This window comes from Roseateles sp. L2-2 (assembly GCF_050613215.1).
In the GTDB taxonomy this organism is placed as follows: Bacteria; Pseudomonadota; Gammaproteobacteria; order Burkholderiales; family Burkholderiaceae_C; genus Roseateles; species Roseateles noduli.
The window spans coordinates 4,830,491-4,856,581 of sequence record NZ_CP192509.1 but is presented as its reverse complement, the minus strand read 5'-3'; the positions used below and the strand labels follow the sequence as shown (position 1 = coordinate 4,856,581).

Annotated in this window: 29 protein-coding genes; 20 read left to right on the top strand and 9 right to left on the bottom strand. The window is 68.4% G+C overall.

The window, feature by feature from the left end:
• Positions 1-39: 39 nt before the first annotated feature.
• From ACQZ13_RS21640 to ACQZ13_RS21615, 6 genes are all read left to right on the top strand, one after another.
• On the top strand, positions 40-765 hold the full coding sequence (locus tag ACQZ13_RS21640; RefSeq protein WP_431048023.1) for a 2OG-Fe(II) oxygenase: 726 nt from the start codon (positions 40-42) through the stop codon (positions 763-765).
• Positions 766-1,351: 586 nt separating this feature from the next.
• Entirely contained in the window at positions 1,352-1,990 is a 639-nt protein-coding gene (locus tag ACQZ13_RS21635) for a hypothetical protein (RefSeq protein ID WP_431048022.1), read from the top strand.
• A 101-nt stretch (positions 1,991-2,091) separates the two neighbouring features.
• On the top strand, positions 2,092-2,943 hold the full coding sequence (locus ACQZ13_RS21630) for a MotA/TolQ/ExbB proton channel family protein (RefSeq protein WP_088405197.1): 852 nt from the start codon (positions 2,092-2,094) through the stop codon (positions 2,941-2,943).
• 28 nt (positions 2,944-2,971) lie between these two features.
• Positions 2,972-3,400: an ExbD/TolR family protein gene (locus ACQZ13_RS21625; RefSeq protein WP_067269350.1), complete on the top strand. Its 429-nt coding sequence runs from the start codon at positions 2,972-2,974 to the stop codon at positions 3,398-3,400.
• 12 nt (positions 3,401-3,412) lie between these two features.
• Positions 3,413-3,844 carry an ExbD/TolR family protein gene (locus ACQZ13_RS21620; protein WP_197507166.1) on the top strand — a complete coding sequence of 144 codons (432 nt, stop codon included), beginning with the start codon at positions 3,413-3,415 and terminating at the stop codon, positions 3,842-3,844.
• 84 nt (positions 3,845-3,928) lie between these two features.
• Positions 3,929-5,179 carry a hypothetical protein gene (locus ACQZ13_RS21615; protein WP_431048021.1) on the top strand — a complete coding sequence of 417 codons (1,251 nt, stop codon included), beginning with the start codon at positions 3,929-3,931 and terminating at the stop codon, positions 5,177-5,179.
• Positions 5,180-5,305: 126 nt separating this feature from the next.
• On the opposite strand, the gene ACQZ13_RS21610 is transcribed toward ACQZ13_RS21615, so the two are convergent.
• The 7 genes from ACQZ13_RS21610 to ACQZ13_RS21580 all read right to left on the bottom strand — a co-directional run bounded on the left by ACQZ13_RS21610 (position 5,306) and on the right by ACQZ13_RS21580 (position 10,124).
• The gene (locus tag ACQZ13_RS21610) at positions 5,306-6,064 is read right to left on the bottom strand and encodes a 3-hydroxyacyl-CoA dehydrogenase (RefSeq protein WP_431048020.1); all 759 of its coding nucleotides are present in this window, start codon (positions 6,062-6,064) and stop codon (positions 5,306-5,308) included.
• 103 nt (positions 6,065-6,167) lie between these two features.
• Entirely contained in the window at positions 6,168-6,821 is a 654-nt protein-coding gene (gene adk, locus ACQZ13_RS21605; protein WP_088405200.1) for an adenylate kinase, read from the bottom strand.
• Positions 6,822-6,968: 147 nt separating this feature from the next.
• Complete coding sequence (gene kdsB / locus ACQZ13_RS21600; RefSeq protein WP_431048018.1) at positions 6,969-7,727, bottom strand: 3-deoxy-manno-octulosonate cytidylyltransferase; 759 nt, start codon at positions 7,725-7,727, stop codon at positions 6,969-6,971.
• A complete protein-coding gene (locus ACQZ13_RS21595; RefSeq protein WP_431048016.1) occupies positions 7,724-7,927 on the bottom strand; it encodes a Trm112 family protein in 204 nt (67 codons plus the stop codon). Before ACQZ13_RS21595 ends, kdsB begins: the two co-directional genes overlap by 4 nt.
• Positions 7,908-8,966: a tetraacyldisaccharide 4'-kinase gene (gene lpxK, locus ACQZ13_RS21590; protein WP_431048014.1), complete on the bottom strand. Its 1,059-nt coding sequence runs from the start codon at positions 8,964-8,966 to the stop codon at positions 7,908-7,910. The genes ACQZ13_RS21595 and lpxK overlap by 20 nt, the downstream gene beginning before the upstream one ends.
• A 49-nt stretch (positions 8,967-9,015) precedes the next feature.
• Complete coding sequence (locus ACQZ13_RS21585; protein ID WP_088405204.1) at positions 9,016-9,429, bottom strand: ExbD/TolR family protein; 414 nt, start codon at positions 9,427-9,429, stop codon at positions 9,016-9,018.
• Positions 9,426-10,124: a MotA/TolQ/ExbB proton channel family protein gene (locus tag ACQZ13_RS21580; protein ID WP_088405205.1), complete on the bottom strand. Its 699-nt coding sequence runs from the start codon at positions 10,122-10,124 to the stop codon at positions 9,426-9,428. Before ACQZ13_RS21580 ends, ACQZ13_RS21585 begins: the two co-directional genes overlap by 4 nt.
• A 328-nt stretch (positions 10,125-10,452) precedes the next feature.
• Here ACQZ13_RS21580 and xseA point away from each other — a divergent pair, with 328 nt between their 5' ends.
• Together xseA and ACQZ13_RS21570 are read left to right on the top strand one after the other, a co-directional pair.
• Positions 10,453-11,817: an exodeoxyribonuclease VII large subunit gene (gene xseA, locus ACQZ13_RS21575; RefSeq protein ID WP_431048011.1), complete on the top strand. Its 1,365-nt coding sequence runs from the start codon at positions 10,453-10,455 to the stop codon at positions 11,815-11,817.
• Positions 11,818-11,932: 115 nt separating this feature from the next.
• A complete protein-coding gene (locus ACQZ13_RS21570) occupies positions 11,933-12,517 on the top strand; it encodes a superoxide dismutase (protein ID WP_431048008.1) in 585 nt (194 codons plus the stop codon).
• Between the two features lie 132 nt (positions 12,518-12,649).
• On the opposite strand, the gene ACQZ13_RS21565 is transcribed toward ACQZ13_RS21570, so the two are convergent.
• Positions 12,650-13,126 (bottom strand): DUF192 domain-containing protein, encoded by a 477-nt coding sequence (locus tag ACQZ13_RS21565; protein ID WP_431048006.1) that lies wholly within the window; start codon positions 13,124-13,126, stop codon positions 12,650-12,652.
• 35 nt (positions 13,127-13,161) lie between these two features.
• Here ACQZ13_RS21565 and ACQZ13_RS21560 point away from each other — a divergent pair, with 35 nt between their 5' ends.
• From ACQZ13_RS21560 to ACQZ13_RS21525, 8 genes are all read left to right on the top strand, one after another.
• The gene (locus tag ACQZ13_RS21560; protein WP_431048004.1) at positions 13,162-15,492 is read left to right on the top strand and encodes a heavy metal translocating P-type ATPase; all 2,331 of its coding nucleotides are present in this window, start codon (positions 13,162-13,164) and stop codon (positions 15,490-15,492) included.
• Positions 15,493-15,505: 13 nt separating this feature from the next.
• The gene (ccoS, locus tag ACQZ13_RS21555) at positions 15,506-15,652 is read left to right on the top strand and encodes a cbb3-type cytochrome oxidase assembly protein CcoS (protein ID WP_067269376.1); all 147 of its coding nucleotides are present in this window, start codon (positions 15,506-15,508) and stop codon (positions 15,650-15,652) included.
• A gap of 76 nt (positions 15,653-15,728) precedes the next feature.
• On the top strand, positions 15,729-17,213 hold the full coding sequence (gene ccoN, locus ACQZ13_RS21550; RefSeq protein ID WP_431048002.1) for a cytochrome-c oxidase, cbb3-type subunit I: 1,485 nt from the start codon (positions 15,729-15,731) through the stop codon (positions 17,211-17,213).
• 22 nt (positions 17,214-17,235) lie between these two features.
• Positions 17,236-17,862, top strand: a complete 627-nt coding sequence (gene ccoO, locus ACQZ13_RS21545; protein WP_431047999.1) for a cytochrome-c oxidase, cbb3-type subunit II — start codon at positions 17,236-17,238, stop codon at positions 17,860-17,862.
• A 20-nt stretch (positions 17,863-17,882) separates the two neighbouring features.
• Positions 17,883-18,056 (top strand): cbb3-type cytochrome oxidase subunit 3, encoded by a 174-nt coding sequence (locus ACQZ13_RS21540; protein ID WP_431047997.1) that lies wholly within the window; start codon positions 17,883-17,885, stop codon positions 18,054-18,056.
• Positions 18,049-18,951: a cytochrome-c oxidase, cbb3-type subunit III gene (gene ccoP / locus ACQZ13_RS21535; protein WP_431047995.1), complete on the top strand. Its 903-nt coding sequence runs from the start codon at positions 18,049-18,051 to the stop codon at positions 18,949-18,951. Before ACQZ13_RS21540 ends, ccoP begins: the two co-directional genes overlap by 8 nt.
• A 3-nt stretch (positions 18,952-18,954) precedes the next feature.
• Positions 18,955-20,382, top strand: a complete 1,428-nt coding sequence (gene ccoG, locus ACQZ13_RS21530; protein ID WP_431047993.1) for a cytochrome c oxidase accessory protein CcoG — start codon at positions 18,955-18,957, stop codon at positions 20,380-20,382.
• Between the two features lie 94 nt (positions 20,383-20,476).
• Entirely contained in the window at positions 20,477-20,749 is a 273-nt protein-coding gene (locus tag ACQZ13_RS21525) for a hypothetical protein (protein ID WP_431047991.1), read from the top strand.
• A 57-nt stretch (positions 20,750-20,806) separates the two neighbouring features.
• Here ACQZ13_RS21525 and ACQZ13_RS21520 read toward each other — a convergent pair whose 3' ends face one another.
• On the bottom strand, positions 20,807-21,610 hold the full coding sequence (locus tag ACQZ13_RS21520; protein WP_431047989.1) for a cyclic nucleotide-binding domain-containing protein: 804 nt from the start codon (positions 21,608-21,610) through the stop codon (positions 20,807-20,809).
• Between the two features lie 92 nt (positions 21,611-21,702).
• On the opposite strand from ACQZ13_RS21520, the gene hemN reads away from it, so the two are divergent.
• The 4 genes from hemN (at position 21,703) to ACQZ13_RS21500 (ending at position 26,015) form a co-directional block, all read left to right on the top strand.
• On the top strand, positions 21,703-23,148 hold the full coding sequence (gene hemN, locus ACQZ13_RS21515; RefSeq protein ID WP_431047987.1) for an oxygen-independent coproporphyrinogen III oxidase: 1,446 nt from the start codon (positions 21,703-21,705) through the stop codon (positions 23,146-23,148).
• A 19-nt stretch (positions 23,149-23,167) separates the two neighbouring features.
• Positions 23,168-23,932, top strand: a complete 765-nt coding sequence (locus tag ACQZ13_RS21510) for a sulfite exporter TauE/SafE family protein (RefSeq protein WP_431047985.1) — start codon at positions 23,168-23,170, stop codon at positions 23,930-23,932.
• Positions 23,933-24,042: 110 nt separating this feature from the next.
• Complete coding sequence (gene icd, locus ACQZ13_RS21505) at positions 24,043-25,296, top strand: NADP-dependent isocitrate dehydrogenase (protein ID WP_431047983.1); 1,254 nt, start codon at positions 24,043-24,045, stop codon at positions 25,294-25,296.
• Positions 25,297-25,481: 185 nt separating this feature from the next.
• On the top strand, positions 25,482-26,015 hold the full coding sequence (locus tag ACQZ13_RS21500; protein ID WP_431047981.1) for a hypothetical protein: 534 nt from the start codon (positions 25,482-25,484) through the stop codon (positions 26,013-26,015).
• Positions 26,016-26,091 lie beyond the last annotated feature (76 nt).

Sequence of the window (26,091 nt, the reverse complement as noted above, 5' to 3'; positions counted from 1 at the left end):
GCAGGCCCTTCGGGGCCTGCTTTCATTCCGGCCGACCTCATGAACTACCTGAATCCCGACCTGGACTTCGACGCGCTGGGCCGCACGCTGCGGACCGAGGGCAGGGTGCTGATCCGCGATTTCTTCGCGCCCGAGGTGGCCGAGGCGCTCGACCGGGCGCTGCAGGCGATCGACTGGGAACTTGTCTACCGCGACCTGAACGGCGATCGGCGCCTCACCGGGGAGCAACTGCGCGGCCTGACGCCGCAGCAGCGGATGCAGCTCAGCGAAGGCATCCATTCGGTCGCGCGCGAGGGCTTCCAGTTCTCGTTCTTCTCCGACTCGCTGGTCCAGGCCGTGCAGGCCGGCCGCGAGGACCTGCTCGCGCGATTCATGCGCTGGATGGCGGGGGAGGAGTACCTCTCGCGCATGCGGACCTTGAGCGGTGACCCTCAAATCAATGGCGTCTATGCGCAGGCGACCATGTACTCGCGCGGTAACTTCCTGACCACCCACGACGATCATGTGGACCGCGAGGACCGCCGGATCGCCTACGTGATCAACCTCACGCGACGCTGGCGTCCGGATTGGGGCGGGATGCTCCACTTCACGGCGGAGGACGGATCGGTACTGGATACCTATTTCCCGCACTTCAACTCATTGTCGCTGTTCACGGTGCCTCAGCGACATTTCGTCTCCTACGTGCCGCCATTTGCCATGGCGGAGCGCCAGGCGATCACCGGTTGGCTGATTGCCGCCCCGAAAACGGCGGGACAGGCCGGCTGAAGCACCGGGCTGGCACGAGGATTGCCTCGTTCGAAGAGCAGTTCGTCCGGTCACGTCTTCGCGGGTTACCCCTAGGACTCCTGGGGAGGGGTCGAGGGGGCATACCAGTAGAATACCAGGGTCGACAGGCTCGATCGTCGGATGGCGCACCGGCTGTAACCGCTGGTGCCTCGTGCGATGGGCGATGCGCGCATGCTCGGGCAAACCCCATGGCTTGCGGCTTGTGCATGTCGTTTATGATCAAGGTCGTGAAAGGTAGTCGAAATCTGTAGTTTTGCTACAGGATTTTGACCGATCCTCGAGACGCCCGCGGCCACAAGCTGACGGGCATTTTTGTTGAGTCGGGTTCGTATCGTGCCCTGGGTTTTCGAGTCTTCGTGTGTCCCTCCTGCCTTCGGCGGGGCGGCGGTCCGTGGCGCTTCGGCGATGTGGCACCGCTCGTCTCCGTCGCTCGCACAGCCGGCAAGACAGGCGCTGCTGACCCCAGGTTGCGGCGCGAACGCCTGATCCGACCAGACGCTGTGTTGAGTCGAACTCCCCTTGTAGATTCGATGAAAGAAATTCGCAGTTTGATGAAGGAGCGCGCATGAACTTTGCGCAGGATAAAGCTGGGTCATCGCGCGTGACTGGCATCGGCATCGTCATCGTCATCCACGTCCTGATCATCTGGGCGCTGGCGAGCGGTCTGGCGACCAAGATCAAGGAGGCCGTCAAGGGCCCGATCGACGTCAAGGTCGTGGAAGAGAAGGTGAAACCGCCGCCTCCGCCCGACAAGGTCGTGCCGCCGCCGCCCGACATCAAGGCACCGCCGCCGCCGTTCGTGCCGCCGCCGGAAGTGGTCGTGACCGCTCCCCCGCCGCCGACGCAGACGGTGGCCGTGCAGTCCACGACGCCGCCTCCGGCGCAGGAGTTCCGTCCGGCCCCGCCGGCCGTCGCTCCGGCACCGCCGGCACCGCCGTCGGACAAGCCCCGGTCGGCGATCGGCAACTGCTCCAAGATGGCCAAGCCCGAGATGCCGGCACTCAACTGGAGCGGCACCGCGAGCTACAAGGCGACCTTCACCGTCAAGGGCGGCAAGGTGGCTGACGTGACCTTCACCGCCTTGCGCGGCGCCAACGACCGCAAGGCCGAACGCGCGCTCAAGAACGCCATCCAGGCGGCGCTGACGGAATACCAGTGCACGGACGCGATCCTCGAACAGGAATTCGTGTTCAACATGGAATGATCCGCGGGACTGTCCCACCCGCGATCGATCGAACACGGGGCGCCTGACGCGCCCCGACCTCTCAACCTGAGTTCAAGACTTTTCTCGTAGGAGCACCCTCCATGATCTCTCGTCTGTCTGCCTTGTTTGCGGCCGTCGCGTGCGCCGCGACCCTGGCCGTCTCCCCCCTGGCCGCCCAAGCGCAGGACCAGGCTGCCTCGGCCGCCGCCTCCGCCGCTGACACCGCCCCCGCTCCTGCCGACATCGCTCCTGCCGCCGTGTCCGAACCGGCCGCCGCCAAGCCGGTCGACAACCCGTACAGCCTGGGCAACATCGTCGCCCACGGCAACGTGGTCGACCAGGCCGTGCTGGCCATCCTGGCCATCATGTCCATGGGCTCGTGGTACATCCTGTTCACGAAGCTGTGGGACACTTCGAAGATCTCCCGCGAAGCCAAGGACGTCCGCGCGTCGTTCTTCAAGAAGGCTTCCCTGCAGGAAGGCCTCAAGAGCCTGAGCGAAACCGGTGCCTTCCGCTTCATCGCCCAGACCGGCGTGGAAGCCTCGGAGCACCATGAAGGCGCCCTGACCGAGAACATCGACCACAACACGTGGGTCACGATGAACATCGACCGCGCCGTGAGCGAAGTCAACACCCGTCTGCAAGGCGGCCTGGGCTTCCTGGCGACCGTCGGCTCGACCAGCCCCTTCATCGGCCTGTTCGGTACCGTGTGGGGCATCCTGCAGGCGCTGACGCAGATCGGCGTGGCCGGTCAAGCCTCGATCGACAAGGTCGCCGGCCCCGTGGGTGCCGCGCTGATCATGACCGCCATCGGTCTGGCCGTCGCCGTTCCGGCCGTGCTGGGCTACAACTGGCTGGTCAACCGCAACAAGACGGTGATGGGCCAGGTCCGTGCCTTCGCTGCTGACCTGCACGGCGTCCTGATGGGCAGCCGCAAGGTCGCAGGCCGCTAATCCGCACCGCAGTTTCCGGAGACGCAATATGGGGATGAACGTAGGTTCGTCCGGTGGCGACGACGAAGTGGTCTCGACCATCAACACCACGCCCCTCGTGGACGTGATGCTGGTGCTCCTGATCATCTTCCTGATCACCGTGCCGGTGGTGACGCAATCGGTGGGGGTGACCCTGCCGAAGGAGACGAACGTCGTCCGCGTCACCAAGCCGGAGAACATCGAAATCGCGGTGACCAAGGATGGCGACATCTACTGGGGCGTGCAGCCGGTTCCCGACGTGGAAACGCTGGTGGCGCGCCTGAAGAAGGTGGCGGTTCTGAATCCTCAGCCGGAAGTTCACATCCGCGGCGACGACAAGTCCCGCTATGAGAACGTGGGCAAGGTCATGGTGGCGTGCCAGCGCGCTGGCATCATGTCCATCAAGTTCGTCACCGAGCCGCCGGCTCGTGGTGGCTGAAGGAGCTGAAACATGGGTATGAACGTTGGAAGCTCCAGCGGCAGTGACGAGCCGGAAACCATGCTGGACGTCAACACGACGCCGCTGATCGACGTGATGCTGGTGCTGCTGGTGATGCTGATCATCACCATCCCGATCCAGCTGCACTCGGTCAACCTGGACATGCCGCCGCCGAACAACAACCCGCCGCCCAACGAGCCGGTCGTCCACGAAGTGGCGATCGACTTCGACGGCACGGTGTTCTGGGACGGCGCCGCGGTGCCGAACCACGCGGCGCTGGAGGCCAAGATGACCGAGGTCGCCGCGATGCCGGACCAGCCGGAAGTGCACATCAAGCCGAACAAGCTGGCCGAGTACGGCTACGTGGCCAATGTGATGGCATCGGCGCAGCGCCTGGGCGTCAAGAAAATGGCGATGGTCGGGAACGAGCAGTTCCTGAACTGAGCCGGATGACCGCCTGATCGGTGTCTGACCAGAACGCGCCTGCCCGAAAGGGCGGCGCGTTTTTCTTCTTTGGAGAGCAAGCAAATGAAATTCAAACTGCTGGCAACCGCCGCTGTCGGCGCCGCCGCGCTGGTGCTGGGCTCCACGCCTGAAGGCAGCCTGAGCGTCCTGTCCCAGGCCGCCGCCCAGGTGCGTCCGCAAGTCGGCGGCGCCCTGAAGGCCGCCTCCGACCTGCTGAAGGCGGGCAAGGCGCAGGAAGCCATGGGCAAGATCCGCGAAGCCGAGGCCGTGCCCGGCCGCAACGCGGACGAGAACGCGACGCTGGAAGGCCTGCGCCTGTCCGCCGCCTCGCGCCTGGGCGATGCCGACGGCATGGTCAAGGCCTATGACGCGCTGACCGCCGCCGGCAAGCTGCCGGCCGCCAACAAGCTGCCGACGATGGAAGCCATCGCCGGCACCTACCTGCGCGCCGGCAACGGCGCCAAGGCGCTGGAGTGGGTCAACAAGTACAACGCCGCCGGCGGCAACAGCCCGGCGATGAAGCAGGTCCAGGCCGCGGCCCAGCTGCGTTCGGGCGACGTCACCACGATCCTCAAGGACACGCTGGCCGACATCTCCGCCGACGAGAAGGCCGGACGCACGCCGTCGCAGGACAAGCTGAACACGGCGCTGTGGGCGGCCAACAAGAAGGGCGACGGCGGTACCGAGTCGGTGCTGATCCAGAAGCTGCTGAACTACTACCCGACCAAGCAGCTGTGGGCGCAATCCCTGGGCACGCTGCAGGCCAAGAAGGGCTTCGCCGCCGGCCGTTACCAGGTCGACGTGCTGCGTCTGCGCCTGGTCACCGAGAACATGACCGGTGCCAACGACTACATGGAGCTGGCCCAGCTTGCCGGTGCCGCCGGTTATCCGGAAGAAGGCAAGAAGGTGCTGGACAAGGGCTTCGCCGCCGGCGTCCTGAAGCCGACCGACGACAACGCCCGTCCGAAGCGCCTGGCCGATCTGCTGGACAAGCGCATCGCCGAAGCCAAGGCCGGTGCGGCCGAGGCCGAGAAGGCCGCCCGCGGCGCCCGTGAAGGCGACGAGCTGGTGAAGGTCGGCTTCGCCCAGGTGCAGCGCGGCGAGGCCGCCGCCGGCATCAAGCTGATGGAAGAGGGCATCGCCAAGGGCAACCTGAAGCGCCCGGACGACGCCAAGCTCTACCTGGGTCTGGCGCAGTTCCTGGGCGGCGACAAGGCCAAGGCGCAAGCCACGTGGCGCACCGTCAAGGGCACCGACGGTTCGGCCGACCTGGCCGGCCTGTGGAGCGTGTACGCGCGCAGCGCGAAGCACTGAGCCCCTTCGTCACGACCCGGTCCGCCGGGTCGTGATCGGCGCGATCGACGAAAAGGCCTCCCGGCTCGCGCCGGGAGGCCTTTTCCTTGGTGCCGAGCGGCCGCGATGTCGCGGCCTCGTGTCGGCTTACTTCGGCGCCATGCGGATCGCGCCGTCCAGGCGGATCACCTCGCCATTGAGCATGTCGTTGGTGACGATCTGGTAGACCAGCTTGGCGTAGTCCTCCGGGCGGCCCAGACGCGAGGGGAAGGGCACGCTGGCGGCCAGCGCGTCCTGCACCTCCTGCGGCATGCCGAACAGCATCGGCGTGCCGAAGATGCCGGGGGCGATCGTCATGTTGCGGATGCCGTTGCGCGCCAGGTCTCGCGCAATGGGAAGCGTCATGCCGACGACGCCGCCCTTGGAGGCCGCATAGGCGGCCTGGCCCATCTGGCCGTCGTAGGCAGCCACCGAGGCCGTCGAGATCAGCACGCCGCGCTCGCCGGTGGCTTCCGGCTCGTTCTTGCTCATGGCCTCCGCGGCGAGGCGGATCATGTTGAAGCTGCCGACCAGATTCACCGTGATCACCTTCGAGAAGGTCGCCAACGCGTGCGCGCCGTCCTTGCCGACGGTCTTGGCGGCCGGCGCGATGCCGGCGCAGTTCACCAGACCCATCAGCTTGCCCAGCGAGACCGCCTTGGCGACGGCGGCCTGGGCATCGGCCTCCTGGCTGACGTCGCACTTCACGAAGGCGCCGTTCAGCTCCTTGGCGAGCGCCTCGCCGCGCTCGACCTGCAGGTCGGCGATGACGACCGTCGCGCCTTCGCGCGCCAGCATGCGGGCCGTGCCTTCGCCGAGGCCAGAGGCGCCGCCGGTGACGATGAAGACCTTGTTCGCGATGTCCATGGATGTCTCCTTCCGAGTTGTTGGTTGCCGTTGACGTAAACGTCAATTGTCGATGAAAAAATGGCGGCCACGCGGGCCGCCATTGTCCTGGGTCGGGGTGGGCTCAGCTCAGCGCGGCGAGGGCGCGGCCGGTGATCTCGTCGACCGTGCCGATGCCTTCGATGCGGCGGTACTGAGGCGCCTGTGCGTCGCCGCTGGCGGCCCAGCTGGAGTAGTAGTCCACCAGCGGACGCGTCTGCGCCTGATAGACCTCCAGGCGCTTCTTGACGGTCTCTTCCTTGTCGTCGTCGCGCAGGATCAGGTCCTCGCCGGTGACGTCGTCCTTGCCCTCGACCTTGGGCGGATTGAACTTGGTGTGGTACGTGCGGCCCGAGCCCGTGTGCACGCGACGACCGCTCATGCGTTCGACGATGGCGCTGTCCGGCACGTCGATCTCGAGCACGTAGTCCAGCTTCACGCCGGCGGCCTTCATGGCGTCGGCCTGCGGGATGGTGCGGGGGAAGCCGTCGAACAGGAAACCCTTGGCGCAATCGGGCTGCGCGATGCGTTCCTTGACCAGGTTGATGATGAGTTCATCGCTGACCAGGCCGCCCGCGTCCATCACCTTCTTGGCGGCGATGCCGAGTTCGGTGCCGGCCTTGACCGCGGCGCGCAGCATGTCGCCGGTCGAGATCTGCGGGATGCCGAACTTGTTGCAGATGAAAGAGGCCTGAGTGCCTTTGCCGGCGCCGGGGGCGCCCAGAAGAATCAGTCGCATGGGTCTCCTCGATATAGGGAGAGGGCGCGTCGCATGGGCCGACGCGCCCTCGAAAACTGCGGGCGAGAATAGCACGCGCTGGCCTACGGTCCGCTGACGCGGCAGGCGAATGAACTGCGGTGTAACCCTGCCGGGCCGGGCCGCGATTCAGCTTGTCATCAGCTTTCTGACGCGTTCGAGGTCCTCGGGCGTGTCCACGCCCGGGCCCGGTCGCTCGTCGCTGACATGCACCGCGATGCGTTCGCCGTGCCACAGCACGCGCAACTGCTCGAGCGCCTCGATCTGCTCCAGCGGCGAGACCGCCAGCGTCGGGAAACGACGCAGGAAGCCGGCGCGGTAGGCATACAGCCCGACGTGTCGCAGCACGGCCTCGGGCTTCACGCGGGCGCCGCCGCCGGGCGCGTCGCGCCACCACGGGATGGGGGCGCGGGAGAAGTACAGCGCCAGGCCCTGGGCGTCGGTGACGAGCTTGACGACGTTCGGATTCGCGAACTCGGCGTCGTCGTCGATGGCGTGCGCGACCGTGGCCATCGCGCATTGCGGCTTCGCGGCCAGCAGGCCGGCGCAGGCGCGGATCATCTCAGGCGCGATCAGCGGCTCGTCGCCCTGGACATTCACGATCAGCGCGTCGTCCGGCAGAGCGAGCTGTTCGACGGCCTCCGCCAGGCGATCGCTGCCGCTGGCGTGGTCGGCGCGCGTCATCAGGGCGCGGATGCCGTGGGCCTCGCAGGCCGCCTTCACCTCGACGGCATCGGTCGCCACGACGACCTGCGCCGCGCCGGCCAGCGCCGCGCGTCGCGCCACCTGCACGATCATGGGCGCGCCGGCGATGTCGGCCAGCGGCTTGTTGGGCAGGCGCGTCGACGCCAGCCGGGCCGGGATGACGATGTGGAAGGCGCTGCTCACGCGGTGTCGCCTTCGCCGTCGGTGGAGCGGGCCTCGTTGGCCAGCATGATCGGAATGCCGTCGCGGATCGGGAAGGCCAGCCGGTCCGCCGGGCACAGCAGTTCGCGGTCCGGCAGGCCGGAGTCCGGGGCATTGCGGCGGTCGTCCAGCGGGCCCTTGCAGACGGGGCACACCAGCATCTCAATCAGTCGATGGTCCATGGGGGAGCAGCCGCCGCAGCTCGCGCTGCAGCGCCTCTTCAAAAGCGGGTTCGGGGCGGAAGTCTAGCGCCACCACCCAGATGCGGCAGCCTTGCAGCGCCTCCGGACGCAACTTGACGGCGTCCTTCTCGGTGATGACGACCTCGTCGGTGCGGGCCCAGGGCAAGGGATCCAGCGTGGCGTGGTCGGGCAGTGCGAGCGCGCGGAAGTTCAATCCCTGCTCGCCGAGCATGTCGAAGAAGCGTTGCGGCCGCGCCAGCCCGGCCGCGGCCAGCAGCGGCTTGCCGCGCAGCGCATGCAGCCGCTCCAGTCGGCCGGGTTCGCCGCGCCACCAGTCGGCCAGCGCGACGGCGCCGGCCAGTTGCCGGGTGCCGACGTAGCCGGGCAGGGCGGTGCTCGGTCGACCGGTGCTGTAGAGCACCAGCGTGTCCGCCGAGGAGCCCGGCGGCGGCGGCAGGGCCCTCGCCTGGCGCAGCGGTCCTGCGGGCAGGAGCCGGCCATTGCCGAGGCCGCGTTCGTCGAACACGAGCACGCTGAGCTGCCGCGGCAGCCGCCAGTGCTGCAGGCCGTCGTCGGAGACCAGCACCTGGATCCCGGGGTGGGCCTCCAGCAGCGCGCGCGCCGCCGCGATCCGGTCGCGCCCGACCGCCACCGGCACGCCGGCGCGCAGCTTGATCAGGAGGGGTTCGTCGCCGACGTCCTCGGCGCGGTCGCCGTCGGCGATCACGCGGACCTGCGAGTCATCCGGGCGGCCGTAGCCGCGGGAGATCACGCCGGCGCGGATGTCCAGGCGCCGGAGCGTGTCCAGCAGGGCGAGCGTCGTGGGGGTCTTGCCGGCGCCGCCGACGACCCAGTTGCCGACGACGATCACCGGCACGGGCAGCGTCCCGGCCTTCTTCAGGCCGAAGCGGTACAGCGCCACGCGCAGCCGCAGCACCGCGCCGTGCAGCGCGGCCAGCGGCCGCAGCAGGTGGGCGAGGCGGTCGTCGTCGCGCCAGGCGCGTTGCAGCCGCTCTTCCAGGGCGGTGGACCGGCTCATGTCCGGACCCTTGACCAGGTCCGAGCCACCGCGGTGGGCTCGGCCCCGCTCATTGCGGCTTGTTGGCGGCGAAGGTCAGTCGCGTGAGGTTGGCGCGCCGCGCCGCGTCCATCGCGTTGACCACCGCCTGGTGCGGCGTGGCCGCGTCGGCGGAGATGATCACCACCGGTTCCTGCTTGCCCTGCGCCGACTGCTGCAGCGCGGCGGTCAGCAGGTCCACGCTGCGGCCCTCGACGGCGTTGCGGTCGATCGAGTAGCGGCCGTCCGCCGAGATCGCCACGATGATCTCCGCCGGCCGCTCCTTGAGCTGCTGGGCGTCGGCGGTGGGCAGCGTGAGCTGGAGCTCGGTGAACTTCGAGTACGTCGTCGACAGCATCAGGAAGATGAGCACGACGAGCAGCACGTCGATGAACGGGATCAGGTTGATCTCCGGTTCCTCGCCCTGGCGACGGCGGAACTTCATGCCTTGGCCTTCCCCTGGGCGGGCGACGCGACCGGCGGCGGCACGGTGGCCGGGCCGCCGTTCATGCCCGAGGGCATCGCGCGGTTCACGAGGTGCGTCAGCAGCCGTTCACTCGCCTGTTCCATGTCGACGACATAGGACTCGATGCGACCGCGGAAGTAGCGGTAGAACATCAGCGACGGGATGGCGACGACCAGGCCGAAGGCGGTGTTGTACAGCGCGATCGAGATGCCGTGCGCCAGCAGGGCGGGGTTGTTGCCGCCGGGGCCGGGGCTCTGGCTGCCGAAGATCTCGATCATGCCGACCACGGTGCCCAGCAGGCCCAGCAGCGGGGCGGCCGCGGCGATCGTGCCCAGCGTGTTGAGGTAGCGCTCCATCTGGTGGATCGCATGGCGGCCGGCCAGCTCGAAGGACTGGCGCAGACGGGTCTCCCCGGCGCGCGGATCGGACTGCGACGTGCGCAGGCCCGCGGCCAGGACCTGACCCAGCAGCGAGTTCTCGGCCAGCTTGCCGACGACTTCGCCGCTCGGGATCTGCAGCTGGGTCACGCCCAGCACTTCCTCGATCAGGCTGGGCGGCGCGACACGCGCGGCGCGCAGGCTGACCACGCGCTCGATGATCAGCGCCAGGGCCACGACGGAACACAGCAGCAAGGGCCAGATCGGCCAGCCGGCGGCTTGTATGATCGAAAACAAGGCTTTCCCTCCGTACGGGCATCTCCGGCCCGGCGGCGCATTATGGCGCCCCGCAGGGTCCCTGCCGACCACTCCGGACCCTCATCACAAGCCCTTACAAACATCCACCGTTCCTGTGGATAACTTTGTGGGCAACTGGTCTCGGAACCGCGCCAGGGCCCGTCGCCAGACGGCAAGGATTAGGCTGCTCCAAAAAAAGGCAGGAAAAAGCTTTTGAAAAACAAGCGCTTATCGATCTGTGACGCGGGCATGACGGCCAATATGGCCCGCGGAGCCAGCATTGACGCGGCTGTGGAGTTCCGGACCCGCGCCAGCGTTGGGTTTGCGCATGATTGACGCCTCCAAACCCGCATCGCCACGCATGGTCTGGGGGGTGGCGGCCCTGTTGACGGCCCTTTCCGACGCATTGCAGGCCAGATTCCCCGTCATCACGGTGCAGGGCGAGCTCTCCGGCTTCACGCGCGCGGCCAGCGGGCACTGCTACTTCAGCCTGAAGGACGCGGAAGGCCAGCCGGCGATGCTGCGATGCGCGATGTTCCGGCGCGCGGCGTCCCTGGTGGACTTCGCGCCCAGGGACGGCATGACAGTGGAGCTGCGCGGCCGGCTCGATCTCTATGGACCGCGCGGGGAGCTGCAGTTCATCGTCGAGGCGATGCGGCGCTCCGGCGAAGGGGCGCTTTACGAACAGTTCTTGCGTCTGAAGGCCAAGCTGGAGTCGCTCGGCTACTTCGACGCGGATCGCAAGCGCCAACCGCCGCCCTACGCGCGGCGGATCGGCGTGATCACCTCCACCGGCGCGGCGGCGCTCCAGGACGTGCTGACCGCGCTGAGACGAAGAGCGCCGCACGCGCGGGTCTTCATCTATCCGACCCTGGTCCAGGGCAACGAGGCACCGGCGGCGATCGTTCGCGCACTGGCCACGGCCAACGAACGGGCCGACGCGGAGGTGCTGCTGCTGGTGCGCGGCGGGGGCTCGCTGGAGGACCTGTGGGCCTTCAACGACGAACGCGTCGTCCAGGCGGTGGCCGAATCCCCGCTGCCGGTGATCTGCGGCGTCGGGCATGAGACCGACATCACCCTGGCCGACCTTGCCGCCGACCTGCGCGCCCCGACGCCGACGGCGGCGGCGGAGCTGGCCACGGTCTCCCGCCAGCAGTGCCTGGAGACGCTGGAGGCGCTGGAGCGCCAGCTGGTGCGCCGGGTGGAGCAGCGTCTGGATGCGTCCGCGCAGCGGCTCGACCGTCTGGCCTTGCGCCTCGCCAGACCGGGCGATGCCCTGGCGAGACAGAGGCGCCGGCTGGACCTGCTGTCGCAGCGGCTCGGCCAGGTGACGCCCAGAACGGTGGCCATGGAGTCGCAGCGGCTGCGGCATCTCGAACAGCGCCTGAATCAGATTCCCCCGCGCGCGGCGGCGATGGAAACCCAGCGGCTGAAACACCTGGCGCAGCGGCTCGACCGCGCGCTGCCTCAGCAGGCGCAGCGCGGCGCGCACCGGCTGGACGCGCTGGAAGCCCGCCTGCAGGCGCTCGATCCGCGTCAGGTGCTGGCCCGCGGCTACGCCTGGCTGGACGACGGCCAGGGGCAGGCGCTGAGTTCGGTGGACCAACTGCGCGAGGGTCAGGACTTGCGCGCCGTCCTTGCCGACGGTGAAGCTGAAATGAAGGTCGGGCGCGTCGTTCGCCGGGACGTCTGAAGGGCGCCCTGCGCCTCCCCTGGCGCGGTATGCGTGCTCGTGACAAGGGCATGGATCCGCTGCCTACAATCCCTCGCGACATCCCGTCCCATCAACCACCGATTAGGAGTCCCTCATGGAACACGTCCTGCCCGAGCTGCCGTACGACAAGAAGGCGCTGGAGCCGCACATCAGCGCCGAGACGCTGGAGTACCACCACGGCAAGCACCACAAGGCCTACGTGGACAACCTGAACAACCTGCAGAAGGGCACCGAGTTCGAGAACAAGACGCTGGAAGAGATCGTCAAGACCTCCAGCGGCGGCATCTACAACAACGCCGCGCAGATCTGGAACCACACCTTCTTCTGGTCCTGCATGAAGCCCAACGGCGGCGGCGCGCCGACCGGCAAGCTGGCCGACGCCATCAACGCCAAGTGGGGCAGCGTCGACGCCTTCAAGGAAGCCTTCCAGAAGAGCGCCGTGGGCAACTTCGGTTCCGGCTGGACCTGGCTGGTGAAGAAGGCCGACGGCACCGTCGACATCGTCAACATGGGCGCCGCCGGCACCCCGCTGACGACCGGCGACACCGCGCTGCTGACCATCGACGTGTGGGAACACGCCTATTACATCGACTACCGCAACGCGCGTCCGAAGTTCGTGGAGACCTTCCTGAAGAGCCTGCTGAACTGGGACTTCGCCCAGGCCAACTTCGGCAACTGATCCACCGGTGCCCGCGTCAGCGGGTGCCGATGAAGGAACGGCCCGGGAATCGCTTCCCGGGCCGTTGTCATTTCAGCGGTCGACTCTCTGCAGTGTCGGTCGCGGAAGCCGGCCCGCAGGCCGGCCGCGCGATCACTTGGGCCAGGGTCCACCGCGCAGCTTCGCGCCGGCCTTCAGGCCGCGCTTGTCGAACCAGCCCTTGTTCATCTCGAGCACGTAGCGCACCGGCTTGGTCGAGCAGTGCGAGACGTCGGACAGCGGCTGCATCTCGACGATGTTGACGATGGTGCCGTCGTCGCCGACGAAGGCCGCCGACAGCGGGATCAGCGTGTTGCGCATCCAGAAGCATTGCTGCGACGGCTGCTCGAAGATGAAGATCATCCCGGCGTTCTGGGCCATCTCCTTGCGGGCCATCAGGCCGATGGCGCGCTGCTCGTCGGTGCGGGCGACCTCGGCGTGGATCAGGTGCATGCCGGCGCCGAGCTCGACGACCGGCAGGCCGGTCTGGGGAATCTGCTGCGCCGCCGCCGGGCCGGCCGCCGTCAGGGTGGCGATCGAGAGGACGGTCGAAAGAACGACGGAGGATGCCGCGTGTTTGATATTGAGCATGTTGTCACCTCAAGGTTTGGCGGATTATCACGGCCATGTTGCCCGCCCCAGCCGCCACGGTGTCCGCCGGTGCCCTGGGCGCCGATGCCCGACGCGCCAATCGCCCCGCTCCCGACGGTGCGCTGACGCGTGCGCGGTTCCGGTTGTCCGGGCTGCACTGCGCGACCTGCGCCGGTCTGGTCGAGTCCCTGCTGCACGCGCAACGGGGCGTGAAGTCGGCCGACGTCCATCCGTCGACCCAGACGCTGGTGCTGGACTGGTGGCCGGAGCGCGTGACGCTCGACGAGCTGCGGCAGGCGCTCGCGCCGGCGGGCTACGACTTCGTTCCCGACCTCGCAGGGCCGGCTCGCGACCTGCGCCGGCGCGAGCATCGTCAGGCGCTCTGGCGGCTGTTCGTCGCCGGCTTCCTGATGATGCAGGTGATGATGCTGGCGTGGCCGTCCTACGTGGCCGAACCGGGCGAACTGGCGCCTGATCAGGCTGCGTTGCTGCGCTGGGGCCAGTGGGTGCTGACGCTGCCGGTGATGCTGCTGGCTGCGGGGCCGTTCTTCCGCGCAGCGTTCACGCAATTGCGCGGGCGGCGCCTCGGCATGGACGTGCCGGTGGCGCTCGGACTCGGCGTGGCCTTCGTGGCCGGGAGCGGCGCGACGCTGGATCCCGGCGGACCGTTCGGGCACGAGGTCTATTTCGACTCGATCACGATGTTCGTGACCTTCCTGCTCGGCGCGCGGTATCTGGAGCTGCGCTCGCGGCATCGGGCCGCGGCGGCGGTCGAGCAGGCCGCGGAGGCGCTGCCCGACGAGGTCGAACGGGTGCGCGCGGATGGCGCCGTCGAACGCGTCGCGATCGAGGCGTTGGCGATCGGCGATCGGGTGCGCGTCGCGGCGGGGCAGCGCATGCCGGCCGATGCGATCGTCGAGTCCGGCGTCGGCGCCGCCGACGAGTCGCTGTTGACCGGCGAATCGCGACCGGTCTGGAAAGCGCCGGGCGATGTCGTGCTCGCGGGCAGCCTCAATCTCTCCGGTGTGCTCACGCTGTGCGTGCGACAGGTCGGCGAACAGACCCGCCTCGCGGGCATCCGGCAGTTGATGGCCCAGGCGTTCCAGGATCGGCCGACGACGCTGCGCACGGCGGACCGCGTGGCCGGCTGGTTCCTCGCCGGGGTCCTCGTGCTGGCCGGTGCGGCCGCGCTTGCCTGGCAGTTCGTCGATCCGTCGCGGGCCGTGGCCGTGGCCGTGTCGGTGCTGATCGTGACCTGCCCCTGCGCGTTGTCGCTGGCGGCGCCGGCGGCCTGGGTGGCCGCGGCGGGCGCGCTCGCGCGGCGCGGGCTGTTGCTGTCCCGGCTCGACGCGATCGAATCGCTGGCCGATGTCGACCGGATCGTCATGGACAAGACCGGCACGCTGACCGATCCCGCGCCGCGACTGCGCCCCGTGCGAGTCGACGCGCCGCAAGCGGGTGCCGATCCCTGGGATGAGGACGCGATGGCGGCGGCAGCGGTGCTGGCTGCCGGCTCGCTTCATCCATTGTCGAGAGCCCTCGCAGCGGCGTTGCCCGCCCCGCCCGGCGCCAAGGACGGGTGGACGATCGAGGAGTTCAGCGGTCGGGGCCTGGAAGGCCGCGATGCTCACGGGCGGCATTGGCGCCTCGGGTCGTCGTCTTGGGCCGCCGATTCAGGCCGCGCGACGGGCCTCGCGACGGGCCTCGCGACGGGCCGAATGAAAGGCCGCTTGGCGGGCGCGCCGCCGGACTCGTCCGACGCCCAGATCGTCCTGACTTGCGAAGGCGTCGTCCGCATTGCCTGGCACGTCGACGAGCACCTCCGCGAGGGCGCGCCTGCGGCGATCGCCGCATGGCGCGCCATGGACCTCGCCGTCGAATTGCTCTCGGGCGACGCACTCGCACGTGTCGAAGCCGCCGCGAAGGCAGCCGGCATCGCGCACTGGCACGGCGGCGCCCGACCGGAGGACAAGCTCCAGCACGTGACTGCGCTGCAGGCGCGCGGCCATCACGTGCTGATGATCGGCGACGGCATCAACGATGCGCCTGTGCTCGCGCGGGCGCAGGTGTCGGTCGCGATGGGGCAGGGCGCCGATCTCGCGAAGGCGCGCGCCGACGCGGTGCTGACCTCGGACCGCCTCGACGCGATCACGGCCGCACTGCGTCTGGCCAGACGCACACGCCGCGTCGTGCGCCAGAACCTGGCGTGGTCGGCGCTCTACAACGCCGTGTGCGTGCCGATGGCGCTGGTCGGCTGGCTGCCGCCGTGGGCCGCCGGGCTGGGCATGGCGACGAGTTCGCTGCTTGTCGTCGCCAACGCCGCGCGGCTCGGTCGTGAGGCGGTCGCGCGACCGTCGGACGCTTGAAGGACGCCGACCCATGGACATCCTCTATCTGCTGATCCCGCTGTCGGTCGTGCTGGTCCTGCTGGTGCTGGCCGTCTTCGGCTGGGCGGTGCAGGACGGCCAACTGGAGTCGCTGGACCGGGAAGGTCAACGAATCCTCGAGGACGACGCGCAAGCTTGACTTGCGTCAACACGCGCTTCGAGAGGGCGCCGAACAATTGCCGGCATCCGCGCAACAAGCGCCTCGAGGAGCCAGCATGGCAAGCCAATCAGAGTCGGAGGGAGGACGCGCCGTCACGTCCAGGGATGCGCCCCGTGATGCGCCCAGCTATGAGGACGGCGTGGTCCGCGCCTTCTCGCTGGCCGCGGTGCTGTGGGGCGTGGTGGGGATGCTGGTCGGCGTGATCATCGCCGCGCAGCTCGCCTGGCCGGAGTTGAACTTCGGCATCCCCTGGCTGAGCTACGGCCGCCTGCGGCCGCTGCACACCAACGCGGTGATCTTCGCCTTCGGCGGCTGCGTGCTGATGGCCACGGCCTTCCACGTCGTGCAGCGTACCAGCCATGTCCGGCTCTTCGCGCCGGGCCTCGCGTGGTTCACCTTCTGGGGTTGGCAGCTGGTAATCGTGCTGGCCGCGATCACGCTGCCGCTGGGCCTGACCACCGGCAAGGAATACGCCGAGCTCGAATGGCCGATCGACGTGCTCATCGCCGTCGTCTGGGTCTCCTACGCCATCGTCTTCTTCGGCACGATCGGCGTGCGGCGCGTGCGCCACATCTACGTGGCCAACTGGTTCTTCGGCGCCTTCATCATCGCCGTCGCGCTGCTGCACATCGTCAACAGCGCCGAGATCCCGGTGTCGCTGACCAAGAGCTACTCCGCCTACGCCGGCGTGCAGGACGCGATGGTCCAGTGGTGGTACGGCCACAACGCGGTCGGCTTCTTCCTGACGGCCGGATTCCTCGGGCTGATGTACTACTACATCCCCAAGCAGGCCAACCGGCCCGTCTACAGCTACCGGCTGTCCATCGTCCACTTCTGGGCTCTGATCTTCACCTACATGTGGGCGGGGCCCCATCACCTGCACTACACGGCGCTGCCCGACTGGGCGCAGAGCGTGGGCATGCTGTTCTCGCTGGTGCTGCTGGCGCCGAGCTGGGGCGGGATGATCAACGGCGTGATGACGCTGAGCGGCGCCTGGCACAAGCTGCGCGACGACCCGATCCTGAAGTTCCTGATCGTCGCGCTGTCCTTCTACGGCATGTCGACCTTCGAGGGGCCGATGATGTCGATCAAGACCGTCAACGCGCTCTCGCACTACACCGACTGGACCGTCGGCCACGTGCACAGCGGCGCGCTGGGCTGGGTGGGCTTCATCTCGATGGGCGCGCTGTACCACCTGATCCCGCGCATGTACGGCCGCGTCGAGATGTATTCGAAGCGCGCCATCGAGCTGCACTTCTGGATCGCCACGCTGGGCATCGTGCTCTACATCGCCGCGATGTGGATCGCCGGCGTGATGCAGGGCCTGATGTGGCGCGCGGTGAATCCGGACGGCACGCTCACCTGGACCTTCGCCGAGGGCGTCAAGGCGACCTATCCGTTCTACGTGGTGCGCCTGCTCGGCGGCCTGCTGTACCTGGGCGGCATGTGCCTGATGGCCTGGAACGTCGTGATGACGGTCCGCGTCGGCCGGCCCGTCCGCCATCCCATCCCCGGCGCCGCGCTCGCGGCCGCCGCCTGATCGTCCGCGAAAGGAGCACGCCATGGCCAATACCCATGCCACCGCCAGCGGCCACGAACGCATCGAGACCAGCAACTTCCTGATGATCGTGCTGGTGCTGCTGACGGTGATCGTCGGCGGCATCGTCGAGATCGTCCCGCTGTTCTTCCAGCGCTCGACCACGCAGCCGGTCGAACACCTCAAGCCCTACACCCCGCTGCAGCTCGCCGGCCGCGACGTCTACATCCGCGAAGGTTGCTACAACTGCCACTCGCAGATGATCCGGCCGCTGCGCGCGGAGACGCTGCGCTACGGGCACTACTCGGTCGCCGGCGAGTTCGTCTACGACCACCCCTTCCAGTGGGGCAGCAAGCGCACCGGGCCGGACCTGGCGCGCGTCGGCGGCAAATACAGCGACGAGTGGCACCGCCTGCACCTGAACAACCCGCGCGACCTGGTGCCGGAATCCAACATGCCCGCCTACGCGTGGCTGGCGGGCGCCGCGCTCGATCCGAACGAGCTGGCGCCCAAGATGCGCGGGTTGCGGACCGTCGGCGTGCCCTACACCGACGAGCAGATCGCCCAGGCGGGCGACGAGGTGAAGGGCCGCACCGAGATGGATGCGGTCGTGGCCTACCTGCAGGTGCTGGGCACCGCGCTGAAGCGCTGAAGCGCAGAACGGAGGCTCCCATGCCCGACATGGATCTCAATGCGCTGCGGTCCGCGGTGACCGTGGTGTCGCTGCTGGTGTTCGTCGGCATCGTCGTCTGGGCCTACGCCCGTCACAACCGCGAACGTTTCGAAGACCTGGCCGCGCTCGTCCTGACGGACGACGACGCGCCCCGAGGAGGTCGTCATGAGTGATTTCGTTTCGGACGGCTGGTCGCTGTTCGTGGCCGCGGCGACGGTGCTCGGCCTGGCGCTGTGCCTGGCGCTGCTGATCATCGCCAGCCGTCGCAAGGTGATGGCGGAGGACAACTCCACCGGCCACGTGTGGGACGAGGACATCCGCGAGCTCAACAACCCGCTGCCGCGCTGGTGGATGGTGCTGTTCGTGCTGACGGTGGTGTTCTCGGGGCTGTATCTCGCGCTGTACCCCGGCCTCGGCGCGTATGCAGGCTCGCTGAGCTGGTCCAGCACCGGCCAGTACGAGGCCGAACAGGCCCAGGCGCGCGCGGAGATGCACACGATCTACGCCCGGTTCGACGGCAAGCCGGTGGAATCGCTGGCGGCGGATCCGCAGGCCAGGGCGATCGGTGAACGGCTCTTCGCCAACAACTGCGCGACCTGCCACGGGTCGGACGCGAAGGGCTCGAAGGGATTTCCCAACCTGACGGACAACGACTGGCTGTACGGCGGCAGCGGCGACACCATCGTCCAGACCATCACGCAAGGGCGCGAGGGCACGATGCCGCCCATGGCCGCGGCGGTGGGCAGCGGCGAGGACGTGCGCAACCTCGCGCACTACGTGCTGAGCCTGTCGGGCAGCCCGCACAACTCGGTGGCGGCGGCGCTCGGCAAGTCGAAGTTCAGCGCCTGCGCGGCCTGCCACGGCATGGACGGCAGGGGCAACCAGGCGCTGGGCGCGCCCAACCTCACTGACAAGGTCTGGCTGCACGGCTGGGGCGAGTCCGCCATCGTCGCCATGGTCAACAACGGCAAGCACAGCCACATGCCCGAGCACGGCTCGCGCCTGAGCCCGGAGCAGATCCGTGTGCTGGCGGGCTACGTCTGGGGACTCTCCCACGAGCAGCCTTGAGCCATGAGCCATCCTGAAGTCCGGGCGGTCTCGCTCTACGAAGCGGAGGCCAAGATCTATCCCCGCGCCGTGCACGGCTGGTTCGCCGTGTGGCGCTGGGTGCTGGTGTGGGCCACGCAGCTGCTGTTCTACGGATTGCCGTGGTTGCAGTGGAACGGGCGTCAGGCGGTGCTCTTCGACCTGGAGGCGCGCCGTTTCCTGATCTTCGACCTGATCCTGTACCCGCAGGACTTCATCTACCTGACGGCGCTGCTGGTCGTATCGGCCTTCGGGCTGTTCTTCTTCACGGCGGTGGCGGGGCGCCTGTGGTGCGGCTACGCCTGCCCGCAGACGGTCTACACGGAGATCTTCCTCTGGATCGAGCGGCACACCGAGGGCGACCGCGCTGCGCGCATCCGGCTCGACCGGTCCGGCTGGACGGCGGAGAAGCTGCTGCGCAAGGGCGGCAAGCATGCGGCGTGGCTGGCGGTGTCGCTGTGGACCGGCTTCACCTTCGTCGGCTACTTCGAGCCCATCCGCGCGCTGGGCGCCGACGCGACCGCGTTGGCGCTCGGTGGGTGGACGCTCTTCTGGATCCTGTTCTACGGCCTGGCGACCTACGGCAACGCCGGCTACCTGCGCGAGCAGGTCTGCAAGTACATGTGCCCGTACGCGCGCTTCCAGAGCGCCATGCTCGATCGCGACACGCTGATCATCAGCTACGACACCGCGCGCGGGGACCCGCGCGGGCCGCGCTCGAAGAAGGCGGACCTGTCGACGATCGGCCTGGGGGCCTGCGTCGACTGCCACCAATGCGTCCACGTCTGCCCGACGGGCATCGACATCCGCAAGGGGCTGCAGTACGAGTGCATCGGCTGCGCCGCCTGCATCGACGTCTGCAACGACGTGATGGACAAGTTCGGCTACGAACGCGGCCTGATCCGCTACGCGACGCAGAACGGCATGACGCATCGATGGACGGCGGCGCAGCAGTGGCGTCGCGTGTTCAGACCTCGCGTGCTGGTGTACGGCGCGATCCTGATGCTGGTGTCGGGCGGCCTGGTCTGGAGTCTGGTCGTCCGGATGCCGTTCAAGGTCGACGTCGTGCGCGACCGGGCGACGTTGGCGCGCGAGGTCGAGGACGGTGTCGTCGAGAACCTCTACCGACTCCAGTTGATGAACGCCGCGGAGTCGACGCAGCGCTTCATCCTCGACGTGCAGGGCATCGAGGGCTTGCGCGTGGCATCGCCGTCGGGCGAGTTGACGCTCGGTCCTGCCGAGGCTCGTTGGGTCACGGTGGCGCTGCGTCTGCCTCCGGAGGCCGCGCGCGCGCTGGGCGCCGGCGCGCATCCGATGCACTTCGCCATCCGGCGCGTGGCGTCGTCCGTTGCGCCCGCCGGGACTGTCGAACGCGCGCTGCTCGAGAAATCCACCTTCGTCGTGCCGCGATGAGCGCGGCCGGGTCGACGCTTCAAACCTTCCTTCTCCACCAGGAGCGGACATGACGACAACGCGAATGACTGCAACGCGAACGACCGCGACGCGAATGACCGCAGCGCACTTGAGCGACGCGGATCTGCCGACCAGCGGACCCTGGTGGCGCCATCCGATGATGTGGCTGGTGATCGGCGGTCCTACCGTCGTGGTGGTGGCGTCGATGGCCACGCTGACGCTGGCGATCACGCACCCCGACCCGGTGGTGCAGTCGACCAGCGCGGTGGATCGCAGCGGTGTCGCCGCCGACGAGGTCGAGGACGCCGCGAAGACGCCCGCGATGAAGGCCCGCAACCACGCGGCGACCGGTGGTCAGGTGCGCTGACCGCGTCGGCGCGGGGGGACGGCGCCGATGTCGATGTCGATGCCGGTGTCGGTGTGGTCAAGCGGTGCGGCGGACCAGCTGCAGCAGTTGTCGCGGCTTGAGCACGCGCACTTCCCGCGCGCGCACCTCGAGCAGCCCGTCCTCCTGCATCCGCGAGAAGGTGCGGCTGACGGTCTCCAGGCTCAGGCCGAGGTAGCTGCCGATCTCGTCGCGGGTCATGCGCAGCACGACGCTCGACGACGAGAAGCCGCGCGCCCGCAGCCGTCTCATCAGGTGGATCAGGAAGGTCGCGACGCGCTGCTCGGCGCGCACCGACCCGAGCAGCGTCATCACGCCCTGATCGCGGACGATCTCGCGGCTCATCAGGCGATGGAACTGTCGGCGCAGGCGGTCGACCTCGCGGGTCATGTCCTCGATGCGCCCGTAGGGCACGACGCAGATCTGCGAGTCCTCCAGCGCCACCGCCTGGCTCGTGTACGCGCCGCTGAAGAGGCCGTCCAGGCCGAGCATCTCGCCGGCCATGTGGAACCCGATCACCTGGTCGCGGCCGTCCTCCGCCGATGCCGAGGTCTTGAAGAAGCCGGTGCGCACGAGGTAGACGGCCTCGAACGGATCGCCGGGTTTGAACAGCACGGTGTTGCGAGGGACCTGTCGTCGGTCCGAGATCATCCGTTCGAGCTGATGCACGTCGGCCACGGGCAGGCCCGCCGGCAGACAGACCTGACGCACCGAGCAGGTCGCGCAGGTGATCGGGGAGGCGTCCGGCACGACGGGCATGGCCTGCACGGCGGCGGCGAGCGAAGGCGTCGGGGGGAGAGGGGCGGTCAGGGTGGTGGCGCTCGGCATGGATTCATCGGGCATGCGAGGAAGCGGCGAATTCTTTGTCCGGCCATCGACGCCGGCAATGACATCAATCAATGACGCTTTGCCAACAAAGGGTGAGGATCCTGTCCATGAGCCCTGACCCGACCCCGTGGGATTGCAGCTTCCCCGATGCCGATCTGCTGCGCCGCTTCGACATCGCCGGACCGCGGTACACCTCGTACCCGACCGCGGACCGTTTCCATGTCGGCGTGGACGCGGAGCGCCACGGCGAACTGCTCGCGCTGCGCGCCTTCGGCCCGGCGGCGCGGCAGCCGATGTCGCTCTACGTGCACATCCCGTTCTGCGAATCGGTCTGCTACTACTGCGCCTGCAACAAGGTGGTCACGCGGCACCATGAGCGCGCAGCGGCCTATGTCGACGCGCTCGAGACCGAAATCGGGCTGGTGCATCGTCGGCTCGGCGACCGGGCGCTCGTGTCGCAGCTGCACTTCGGTGGCGGCACGCCGACCTTTCTCGCCGATCGCGAGTTGTCGATGCTGATGGCGCTGCTGCATCGCCATTTCCGGCTGACCGCGGATGCCGAGATCTCGATCGAGGTCGATCCGCGCACCATCGATGTCGCGCGCCTGCGCCACCTGCGCACGCTGGGCTTCAACCGCCTGAGCTTCGGCGTGCAGGACTTCGATCCCGACGTGCAGCGTGCCGTGCACCGCGAGCAGAGCCTGGAGAGCGTCGCGGCGCTGATCGGTGCCTCGCGCGATCTCGGCTTCAGGTCGATCAACGTCGACCTGATCTACGGCCTGCCGCTGCAGACGCCGGCGTCCTTCGCGCGCACGGTCGAGCAGGTCGCGACGCTGCGGCCGGACCGCATCGCGCTCTACGGCTATGCGCACCTGCCGCACCGCTTCAAGCCGCAGCGCCGCATCGAGCCCGCCGCACTGCCACCGACCGGCGACAAGCTGCGCATGCTGTCCGGCGCGATCGCCGGCTTCATCGCGCGCGGCTACAGCTACATCGGCATGGACCACTTCGCGCTCGCGGACGATCCGCTGGCCGTCGCGAAGCGGGAAGGGCGGCTGCATCGCAACTTCCAGGGCTACAGCTCGCAGCCTGACTGCGACCTCGTGGCGCTGGGCGTGTCGGCGATCTCCAAGCTCGGGGCTTCGTTCGCGCAGAACGTGAAGACGCTGCCCGAGTACTACGCCGCCCTGCACGAGGGCCGCCTGCCGGTCGAGCGCGGCCTGGCGCTCGACCAGGACGACCTGGTACGGCGCGATGCGATCATGGCGCTGATGTGCCAGGGGCGGCTCGACTTCGAGCCGATCGAGCGCTCCCACGGCATCGTCGTCGGCGAGTACTTCGCGGCGGAGCTCGAGCGCCTGCGTCAGATGGCGGCGGACGGGCTCGTCACGATCGAGCCGGGCGCGGTGCAGGTGACGTCGATGGGTTGGTTCTTCGTCCGGGCGGTGGCGATGGTGTTCGACCGGTACCTGAAGTCAGGCGGTGCTGCGGGCGCAACGGGCGCGACGGGCGCGACGGGCGAATCGCCTCTGCGCTTCTCGCGCGTCCTCTGACGCGACCGCGGGACGGCAGATGCTTGCGCTTGCGCTCACCGGCACGGCGTTCGTCATGGGCGCGGCCGGCAGCCTGCACTGTGCGGCGATGTGCGTCGCGCCCTGCGCGGCGGTGACGGCCGGCCGACGGCGCGGCATCGCGGCCTTCCAGATCGGAAGGATGCTGGGCTACGCGGCGGGTGGCGCGGTCGTCGCGGCCAGCGTCGGCGGTCTGCTGCGCTGGGAGTCGACCACCGGCGCCTTGCGACCGCTGTGGCTGATGGTGCATCTCGCGGCGCTGGCGATGGGGGCGTTCCTCCTCTGGCGCGCGGCGCCGCCGCGATGGGTGCTGCGGCTGTGGACGACGCGTGCGCCGGCGGCCATCGGGATTCCGGTCGCGGCGCTCGCCGCAGGCCAGGGCGCTGTCGCGCTGTCGCCGGCTCGCACGGCCGGCGCCGGCCTTGCGGGGCTGGCGTGGCTCGCCTGGCCCTGCGGGCTGCTGCAGTCCGCGTTGACGGTGGCGGCGCTCGCGGAAGGCCCGTGGCAAGGCGCGGGCGTGATGGCGGCCTTCGCGCTCGGCTCCTCCCCGGGGCTCCTCGCGGGCCCCTGGCTGCTCGCCCGTCTGGGCAGGGTGGGCAGACGAGGGAACCCCGGTGGCCCGGGCGGCGCGGGCGACGGTAGAGGCCCTGCGGGCGCTTCGGGTGTGCGAATCGCGACCCGTCTGTCGGGAGCGATGCTGGCGGCGGGGTCGCTCTGGGCGCTCGGTCACGGCCTGTGGGCGCAGATCCGCGCGTTCTGCGGCTGACGCGTCCCAGGGTCATGGCCCGGGCATCAGCCGATTGAAAGTTTCGCTGTCATAGAATCAGCGCTTCCGGTTTACCCCAAACCACCCACGCGACTCGCGGAGACGACTCCATGTACCAGCACATCAAGGTGCCCGAGGGCGGCCAGAAGATCACGGTCAACACCGACTTCTCGCTCAACGTTCCGAACAACCCGATCATTCCTTACATCGAGGGTGACGGCACCGGCTTCGACATCACCCCGGTGATGATCAAGGTGGTGGACGCGGCCGTGGCGAAGGCTTACGGCGGCGCCAAGAAGATCCACTGGATGGAGATCTACGCCGGCGAGAAGTCGACGAAGGTCTACGGCCCCGACGTGTGGCTGCCCGAAGAGACGCTGCAGGTCCTGAAGGACTACGTGGTCTCGATCAAGGGCCCGCTGACGACGCCGGTCGGCGGCGGCATCCGCTCGCTGAACGTCGCGCTGCGTCAGGAACTGGACCTGTACGTCTGCTTGCGCCCGGTGCGCTGGTTCGAAGGCGTGCCGTCGCCGGTCAAGGAACCGCACAAGACGGACATGGTCATCTTCCGCGAGAACTCGGAAGACATCTACGCCGGCATCGAATTCGAAGCCCAGAGCGACAAGGCCAAGAAGCTGATCAAGTTCCTGCAAGAGGAATTCGGCGTCAAGAAGATCCGTTTCCCGGAAACCTCGGGCATCGGCGTGAAGCCGGTGTCGAAGGAAGGCACGGAGCGTCTGGTCCGCAAGGCGATCCAGTACGCGATCGACAACGACAAGCCGAGCGTCACGATCGTCCACAAGGGCAACATCATGAAGTTCACCGAAGGTGGCTTCCGTGACTGGGCGTACGCCCTGGCCCAGAAGGAATTCGGCGCCGAGCTGATCGACGGCGGCCCGTGGTGCAAGTTCAAGAACCCGAAGACCGGCAAGGACATCGTGGTCAAGGACAGCATCGCTGATGCGTTCCTGCAGCAGATCCTGCTGCGTCCGGCCGAGTACTCGGTCGTGGCGACGCTGAACCTGAACGGCGACTACATCTCCGACGCGCTGGCGGCGCAGGTCGGCGGCATCGGCATCGCCCCGGGCGCGAACCTGAGCGACTCCGTCGCCATGTTCGAAGCCACGCACGGCACGGCGCCGAAGTACGCGGGCAAGGACTACGTGAACCCCGGTTCCGAGATCCTGTCGGCTGAAATGATGCTGCGTCACATGGGCTGGACCGAAGCGGCCGACCTGATCATCTCGTCGATCGAGAAGTCGATCCTGTCGAAGAAGGTCACGTACGACTTCGCCCGCCTGCTGGACGGCGCGACCCAAGTGTCGTGCTCGGGCTTCGGTCAGGTGATGATCGAGAACATGTGATCGACGACAGCCCGGGCTTGAACCGGGCTGCGATCAAGAACCCCAGTGCGCGAAAGCGCCCTGGGGTTTTTTCATCTTGCCCGCCAGTCTAGGGAACCCACCGTTGCGGCGGCTTGGCCTCGCGGCGAGAGTCGGCGTCGCGGCGCGCAGGGTGTGCTGCCACGTCGATTCCCAGGAGCCCGCCCTTGTCTTCTCAACCGACCCCGACGATCCCCACCACCGCCATGAAGGTCAAGGGCGTTCTGGCGTCCGTGGTCGGCGGCGTGACGGGCATCTACGCGGGCCTCGTCATCCTGGCGCCGCTCGCGTTCACCGGTGTGGCGTGGTTCATCGGCAGCAAGCTGCTGAAGCCGCGCGTTCCCACGTATCTGCCAGCGATCGCCATCCAGATCGGGCACCTGTGCTGGCTCGCGCTCGGCATGGCAATACTTGGCACCCTCGGCGCCAACTTCCTCGATGTCGTCATGCTCGGCATCGGTGTGACGTGGCTGTGGCTCCGGCCCGGGCTCTGGCCCGTGGTGCTGCTGACGGCCTTCCAGGTGCTCGGCCTGGTCGTGAACGTCATGGCGATCGCGCCCCATGCGGTCGGAAGCCTCATGCACAAGGCGCTGGTCGTCCACATCGCATGGCGACTCGCGGCGATGTCCTACATGTGGTGGGCGTACCTCGGCGCGCGCCGTCAATCCGTGCCCTCCATCGAGGAAGCTCCGGCGTCCTGACGACGCGCCAACGACGCGCTGACGATCGCCTCAGGTCCGGCGCGGGTATCGCGCTTGCCACCGCATGACCATCCAT